At 53.8% G+C, this 6,325-nt stretch carries 9 protein-coding genes and 4 tRNA genes; 1 reads left to right on the forward strand and 12 read right to left on the reverse strand.

All coding sequences use genetic code 11. From position 1 onward, the window contains the following. Position 1: 1 nt before the first annotated feature. From rplK to WC370_05985, 9 genes are all read right to left on the reverse strand, one after another. Positions 2-424, reverse strand: coding sequence for a 50S ribosomal protein L11 (gene rplK / locus WC370_05945; GenBank protein MFA5309015.1), 423 nt, complete (start codon positions 422-424; stop codon positions 2-4). 112 nt (positions 425-536) lie between these two features. Continuing rightward, a complete protein-coding gene (nusG, locus tag WC370_05950) occupies positions 537-1,070 on the reverse strand; it encodes a transcription termination/antitermination protein NusG (protein ID MFA5309016.1) in 534 nt (177 codons plus the stop codon). Positions 1,071-1,159: 89 nt separating this feature from the next. Further along, entirely contained in the window at positions 1,160-1,375 is a 216-nt protein-coding gene (gene secE / locus WC370_05955; protein ID MFA5309017.1) for a preprotein translocase subunit SecE, read from the reverse strand. Positions 1,376-1,409: 34 nt separating this feature from the next. Continuing rightward, positions 1,410-1,577 carry a 50S ribosomal protein L33 gene (gene rpmG, locus WC370_05960; protein MFA5309018.1) on the reverse strand — a complete coding sequence of 56 codons (168 nt, stop codon included), beginning with the start codon at positions 1,575-1,577 and terminating at the stop codon, positions 1,410-1,412. Positions 1,578-1,579: 2 nt separating this feature from the next. Beyond that, positions 1,580-2,782 carry an elongation factor Tu gene (tuf, locus tag WC370_05965; protein MFA5309019.1) on the reverse strand — a complete coding sequence of 401 codons (1,203 nt, stop codon included), beginning with the start codon at positions 2,780-2,782 and terminating at the stop codon, positions 1,580-1,582. 20 nt (positions 2,783-2,802) lie between these two features. Beyond that, positions 2,803-2,875: transfer RNA gene (locus WC370_05970), tRNA-Thr, on the reverse strand. A gap of 66 nt (positions 2,876-2,941) precedes the next feature. Next, positions 2,942-3,028, reverse strand: a tRNA-Tyr gene (locus WC370_05975). Positions 3,029-3,052: 24 nt separating this feature from the next. Next, positions 3,053-3,124: transfer RNA gene (locus tag WC370_05980), tRNA-Thr, on the reverse strand. 101 nt (positions 3,125-3,225) lie between these two features. Then, a complete protein-coding gene (locus tag WC370_05985; GenBank protein MFA5309020.1) occupies positions 3,226-3,912 on the reverse strand; it encodes a rhomboid family intramembrane serine protease in 687 nt (228 codons plus the stop codon). Between the two features lie 136 nt (positions 3,913-4,048). On the opposite strand from WC370_05985, the gene WC370_05990 reads away from it, so the two are divergent. Beyond that, positions 4,049-4,123, forward strand: a tRNA-Asn gene (locus WC370_05990). 55 nt (positions 4,124-4,178) lie between these two features. Here WC370_05990 and asd read toward each other — a convergent pair. The 3 genes from asd to WC370_06005 form a co-directional block, all read right to left on the reverse strand. Next, on the reverse strand, positions 4,179-5,267 hold the full coding sequence (gene asd / locus WC370_05995) for an aspartate-semialdehyde dehydrogenase (GenBank protein MFA5309021.1): 1,089 nt from the start codon (positions 5,265-5,267) through the stop codon (positions 4,179-4,181). 75 nt (positions 5,268-5,342) lie between these two features. Then, entirely contained in the window at positions 5,343-5,696 is a 354-nt protein-coding gene (locus WC370_06000; GenBank protein MFA5309022.1) for a cupin domain-containing protein, read from the reverse strand. Then, the gene (locus WC370_06005; GenBank protein MFA5309023.1) at positions 5,693-6,145 is read right to left on the reverse strand and encodes a DUF3795 domain-containing protein; all 453 of its coding nucleotides are present in this window, start codon (positions 6,143-6,145) and stop codon (positions 5,693-5,695) included. The genes WC370_06000 and WC370_06005 overlap by 4 nt, the downstream gene beginning before the upstream one ends. Between the last annotated feature and the right edge of the window lie 180 nt (positions 6,146-6,325).

The raw sequence follows: 6,325 nt of genomic DNA on the forward strand, positions 1-6,325 counted from the left end.
TTTACTCCACCTTTATTCCCATACTCCGGGCCGTCCCCTCGATAGTTTTTTCCGCCGCCTCGATACTGTTGGCGTGGAGGTCTTTCATCTTAAGCTCGGCTATTTCCCGGACTTTCTTCCGCGGGATAGTCCCGGCGACATCATGCCCGGCCCGGCCGCCCGCTTTTTCTATACCCATGGCTTTCTTAATCAAATCAGAAGCCGGGGGGGTGCGGGTAACGAAGGTATAGGTGCGGTCATCATAGACGGTGATTTCCACCGGGATGATGGACCCGGCCTGGCTGGCGGTGCGCTCATTGTATTCCTTGCAGAATGCCATGATATTCAAGCCGTGCTGGCCCAGAGCCGGGCCGACCGGCGGCGCCGGGTTTGCCTGTCCGGCGGGTATCTGCAGTTTAATCATTGCTTTTACTTTTTTGGCCATATTATTTCTCCGCGATAACTCATTTTTTCAGCATCGCGAGGCGAATTCCGTTATCCACCCCGGTTCCCCACCTGGATTCCCGCTTACGCGGGAATGACGGCGAAGGGACAATCTATAATTTATCTATCTGTAAAAAGTCAAGCTCCACCGGCGTTTCCTGGCCGAATAAGGAGAGAAGCACCTTGACTTTGCCTTTTTCCATGTTAATCTCGTCAACAATGCCAACGAAGTCGATGAACGGGCCGTCCGTGACGCGGACGCTCTGCCCTTTGCGGAAGCCAACCTTGACCTTGGGGGCCTCGGCGGACATTTGCTTAAGAATCTCGCTGACTTCTTTTTCACGGAGGGGGGTGGGGGTATTGCCGCTGCCGACAAAGCCGGTAACGCCGGGGGTATTGCGCACCACGCTCCAGGTGTTTTCATCCATTTTCATATTCACCAGGACGTAGCCGGGCAATATTTTCTTGGTGACGGTACGGCGCTTGCCGCCCCGCACTTCAATTTCCTGTTCCTGGGGTATTTCTATACGCGCAATCTCACTGTTGGAGTCCATGAACTTGATGCGCTGCTCCAGATTTTTCTTGACACGCTCTTCATGACCGGAATAGGTATGAATGACGTACCACTGTTTATCACTATCCGCCACAAATAACCTCACTACCTGAATTTCTGGAAAAAGCCCTGAAAGTCACGTTCATGTACCCGCCTTTTACCAACCGAGGAGACAACCCGTCATCAACGCAGGAAGACCTTACTGACCAACTCGGAAAACCCGTAGTCCAGCAGACCCAGCACGACGCCGGCGATGATGGTGACCACGAGCACCAGCCCGGTCAGATAGGCCACTTCCCGGCGGGTAAGCCAGACTACCTTTTTCAACTCGGTGATAATTTCACCGAAGTATTTAAATAGCCTGAAACCCTTTTTCTTGGTGGCATGCGGCTGTGTCATCTCCCGTCACTTTCAAACCCGCCAGCGGCGCGTTTTACTTGGTCTCCTTATGCATGCGGTGCATGCGGCAGGTAGGACAATACTTGTTCAGCTCCAGGCGCTGGGAATCATTTTTCCTGTTTTTAGTAGAGGTATAGTTCCGCTCCTTGCACTCGGAACAGGCAAGGTAGATAATACCCCTGGCTTCAGCTTTTTTAGCCATGTTTATTCAATGATACGGATGATGCTGCCGGCACCTACCGTTCTTCCTCCTTCACGAATGGCGAACCTCAAACCCACTTCCAGAGCGACCGGGTAGATGAGCTTTATCTTCATGTTGATGTTATCACCGGGCATGACCATTTCCACCCCTTCCGGGAGTTCGATAGTGCCGGTGACATCCGTGGTGCGGAGGTAGAACTGGGGTTTGTAGCCGTTAAAGAACGGCGTATGGCGGCCGCCTTCATCTTTACCCAGGACGTAAACCTGAGCCTCGGCGTAGGTATGCGGTTTGATGGAACCGGGCGCCGCGAGCACCATGCCGCGCTCGATATCCTCACGCTCAACGCCTCTCAGCAGAGCGCCGACGGCGTCGCCGGCTTCCGCCTGGTCAAGCGATTTATGGAACATTTCCAGACCGGTGATAACCACTTTACGCGGCTGATGGTGCAGGCCGACAATTTCAACTTCATCGCCGACCTTGGCAACGCCACGCTCCACCCTGCCCGTAGGCACAGTGCCGCGCCCCTTGATGCTGAAAACATCTTCAATGTGCATCAGGAAGGGCTGGTCCTTGGCGCGCTGTGGGGTGGGGATGAAATCATCAACGGCATCCATCAGCTTTAGGATAGCGCCGCACCACTGGCATTCGCGTTTGCCGCAGCCGCAATCCAGGGCTTTGATGGCGCTTACCCTTACGACGGGGGTCTTTTCGCCGGGGAACTCGTACTTGGTGAGCAGCTCCCTGACTTCCACCTCTACCAGCTCCAGCAGCTCAGGGTCTTCCATGGCGTCTACTTTATTGAGGGCGACGACGATGTAAGGCACCTGCACCTGGCGGGCCAAAAGCACGTGCTCCCTGGTCTGGGGCATGGGGCCGTCCGGGGCGCTTACCACGAGAATGGCGCCATCCATCTGAGCGGCGCCGGTAATCATGTTCTTGATGAAATCAGCGTGTCCGGGGCAGTCGATGTGGGCATAGTGCCTTTTCGCCGTTTCGTACTCGACGTGGGCGATAGCGATGGTCATGCCCCTGGACTTTTCTTCCGGGGCGTTATCAATCGAATCAAAGGCGCGGTATGAAGCCATGCCGGCTTTGGACAAGACCAGCGTGATAGCTGCGGTTAAAGTCGTCTTGCCGTGGTCGACGTGACCGATCGTGCCAACGTTTACATGCGGTTTTGACCTATCAAATTTCTGCTTTGCCATTTCATCCTCCCTTTTTTCCGAGCCCACCATCGGATTCGAACCGATGACCCCATTCTTACCAAGAATGTGCTCTACCGACTGAGCTAGGTGGGCGTCGGTTTCATTATACAGATTTTAATTGCTACTTGTCTATAGTCACGTTTACCCGGTTTTAAAGTATGGTGGAGGGAGCTAGATTCGAACTAGCGTAGCCCTTAGGGCGGCAGATTTACAGTCTGCTCCGATTGGCCTCTCCGGCATCCCTCCAGACATGACCTACCGCACGGACCCAGCCCGAGAAGGGAATCGAACCCCCAACCTACCGATTACAAATCGGTTGCGCTACCGTTGCGCCACTCGGGCACCAAACTCAAACATGTACTGGAAATAAAAACAGGTAACTTAAGTATTATAAGTACGGTGAACGTAAAAGTCAAGCTGAACGCACGTTCCGGCCGAGCGTGTCAGCGGTATAAATCAAGGCGTATCCGTTTCCGCAGGAGGAACCCGGCGATCAGCCCCACCACCAGCCCTCCGAGGTGGGCCTGCCAGGCGATATTCGAGCCCCCCACGCCGGGGATAGACCACAGCCCGTAGAAAACGAGGACGACCAGCCACAGGGGTACGGGTATCAGGAAATACAGCCGCACCGGCAGTTTGGGGACCATGACCACCATCGCGCCGGCGATGGCATAGATAGCCCCGGAGGCGCCGATGAACAGGCTCAGGTCATTACCCAGCAGCAGGCACAAGGCATTGCCCACAATCCCGCCGATGAAGTAAACCAGGAGAAATTTAACACCGCCGATCAAACGGTAGAGAAAGGAGCCGAAGAAGAAAAGGGTAAGCATATTGCCGAAGATGTGCCAGAACCCGGCATGGATGAACATGGCGGTAACAATAGTCCAGGGATGGCTGGGGAAATAGTGGGGTATCAGGCCCAGGTAATAGGTAAAACGGTCACTGATAACCTGTCCGGAGCCGTAAGGAAACAATTGATTAGGTGAAACGAGCACGGCGACGAATAAAATAAGGTTGGCGATAATCAGCGCCATGACCGGGTTTACACCGAAATCAAGGTTGAGCGAGCGGCGGTAGCTCCGGCGGGGCGGGGGGGAGGAGCGCATATAATCTCTATCACTTAACGGCACGAATAAACTCCCTGAAATACCAGCACTTTCTACTTTATTATTATATCAGCTTTAAAATCAGAGTGCATGGAAATATCCGGGCAATCTTGACTTCAAAGCTAAAAAAAGCGATAATTATGAGGATTCCATGCAATAATCCCCGATAGCTCAACGGTAGAGCGGGCGGCTGTTAACCGCTAGGTTCAAGGTTCGAATCCTTGTCGGGGAGCCAGCAGACAACGAAGAGGGGCTTCGGTTAAAGAAGCCTCTCTTTTTTATTACCGCACCTAAGTTATCAGCCCTTTAGCCACCATAAGCTCGGCGGTAAGGATGGAACCGCCGGCGGCGCCGCGCACCGTGTTGTGGTGCAGTCCCACGAAGCGAATATCGAAGACGTTGCATGGGCGCAGTCGTCCGACCGTTACCGCCATACCGAAACCGGCATCCCGGTCCGTGCGGGGCTGGGGTCGGTCCGGCTCATCCCGATAGATAATGGGGGGCACCGGGGCGGAGGGGAGCTTGAGCTCCTGGGGGAGCGAGGTGAAATTACGCCAGATGCCGATAATCTCGTCCCGGGACGGTTTTTTATCCGCGAACTTAAGGCTGACACAGGCGATATGGCCGTCCGATACGGGGACGCGGTTGCAGTGCGCCGATATCCTGATACCGGTATCAGGCACGATTTTATCGCCGACTACTTTGCCCAGGATTTTGGCCGGCTCCACTTCCGATTTATCCTCTTCCCCGGCGAGAGTGGGTAAAACATTATCAATAAGGTCGATAGAGGCCGGGCCGGGGTAGCCGGCGCCGGACACCGCCTGCAAGGTGGACACAATCATTTTATCTATGGGGTAGCCCGCTTTGATCAGGGCGTAAATAGGCAGCATATAGCTCTGGATACTGCAATTAGGCTTGACGGCCAGCAGTCCATGTTTCCAGCCGCGCTGCTGCTGCTGCCGGGGGATGATATCCAGGTGGTTGTAGTTAATTTCCGGAATCATCAGGGGCACATCAGCAGTGGCACGGTGGGCGGAGTTGTTGGAGACCACGGCGAATCCATTGGCGGCGTACTCTTCTTCCAGCGCCATGGTAGCTTTTTTATCCAGCTCCACCGCGGAAAAGACAATACGGCATTTGCCGGCGGCCTTATATACGTTGTTAGCATCCTCAATGACAATGCCGCGGTACTTATCCGGGATTTCCTGGGCCATGTGCCAGCGCCCGGCGACCGCATCGCCGTATTTTTTGCCGGCGGACTGCGGCGACGCCGCCAGGTATGATACCTCAAACCAGGGATGCCGGCTGAGCAGCCGCAAGTAGTTCTGCCCCACCATCCCCGTCGCTCCGATAACCCCCACCTTGATTTTCTTGTCCATTTCCATCCTCTCGCCTGAATACAGGTCTATACCACGAATTATAGCAGAAATGATAACCGCCTTCACCGTGTCATATTAAGTTGCAGCGGCCCGTTCAACCCTTTTCCCGCCGAAAGCCTCGATAGTGCGCGTGCCGGCGATAACCTCACCGCCGTGAACGATGCCCTTTTTAATAAGGTATTCCTCACCGGCCTTTACCGGAATGCGTTTTCCGTCTATGGCCAACGTGTACTGCCCCTGCACCACCAGCATGTACTCATCATAGTCGTGCACATGCGCGGCGGAGCGGCCGTCCTTATAGACGGTCCAGAAGGCCATCTGGCTGCCGTCAACGCCGTCAAAGACATACCCTTCAATATTTTTAGTGTACTGTGACACGCTGGAAATTTTGTTGACCGGGCGCTTCATAAAATCCGGAAAGCCTTTCATGCTTTTTCCTCCCAGCGGTATTTCAGCTTTTTAGCCTTAAGTTTTTCCAGCTCACAGGTATAGCAGATGCCGTTATGGCAGCAGATAACACCGCCGCATTCCGGGCAGCGCCACTTTACCGCTTCTTTCTCCAGAAATTCAGCCATCCCATGCTCTTTGATGTAAACAAGGTTTTCTATCATACTCATGCGATATTTTGTCCGGTAACGTTTATCCAGGTCCTTGAGGCGACGGCAGGGAAACTGCTCACATTCATAGCAGTACTGAACGCTGCCTTCCCCCAGGAGCTCACAGCTCTTTTTTATAAAAGCGCAGTTCTTACCGCGGGGGCGGCAGCCGGGGCAGTAAGCCTTCAAGATGCCGGTGCGGCGAAGGTCATGAGTCATGGAGAGATAGCTGCTGCACAGGGCGCAGTTCATGCCGCACGGGGCGATTAATATTTCTTCCATTTTCTCCCCCACCTGTTCTCCCAAATCTTAATCCAACCCAATAAAAAAGGGAAGCTTTTTGAAGTGACCCCCAAAAGCTAGACACTTTTATTATAGGGCAAAAAGGGCTTGTTGTCTGTGAATAGCAGGTGGCAAGCCCTTTAACTTTATCTTGATACGTCGGTTGTTGTAGTAGTCCAT

The organism is Dehalococcoidales bacterium, from assembly GCA_041652735.1.
GTDB lineage: Bacteria > Chloroflexota > Dehalococcoidia > Dehalococcoidales > RBG-16-60-22 > RBG-13-51-18.

Coding starts and splice junctions, on each gene's coding strand:
- rplK (MFA5309015.1), bottom strand. CDS start 424: ATGGCCAAAAAAGTAAAAGCAATGATTAAACTGCAGATACCCGCCGGA.
- secE (MFA5309017.1), bottom strand. CDS start 1,375: ATGACACAGCCGCATGCCACCAAGAAAAAGGGTTTCAGGCTATTTAAA.
- rpmG (MFA5309018.1), bottom strand. CDS start 1,577: ATGGCTAAAAAAGCTGAAGCCAGGGGTATTATCTACCTTGCCTGTTCC.
- tuf (MFA5309019.1), bottom strand. CDS start 2,782: ATGGCAAAGCAGAAATTTGATAGGTCAAAACCGCATGTAAACGTTGGC.
- asd (MFA5309021.1), bottom strand. CDS start 5,267: ATGGACAAGAAAATCAAGGTGGGGGTTATCGGAGCGACGGGGATGGTG.
- WC370_06000 (MFA5309022.1), bottom strand. CDS start 5,696: ATGAAAGGCTTTCCGGATTTTATGAAGCGCCCGGTCAACAAAATTTCC.
- WC370_06005 (MFA5309023.1), bottom strand. CDS start 6,145: ATGGAAGAAATATTAATCGCCCCGTGCGGCATGAACTGCGCCCTGTGC.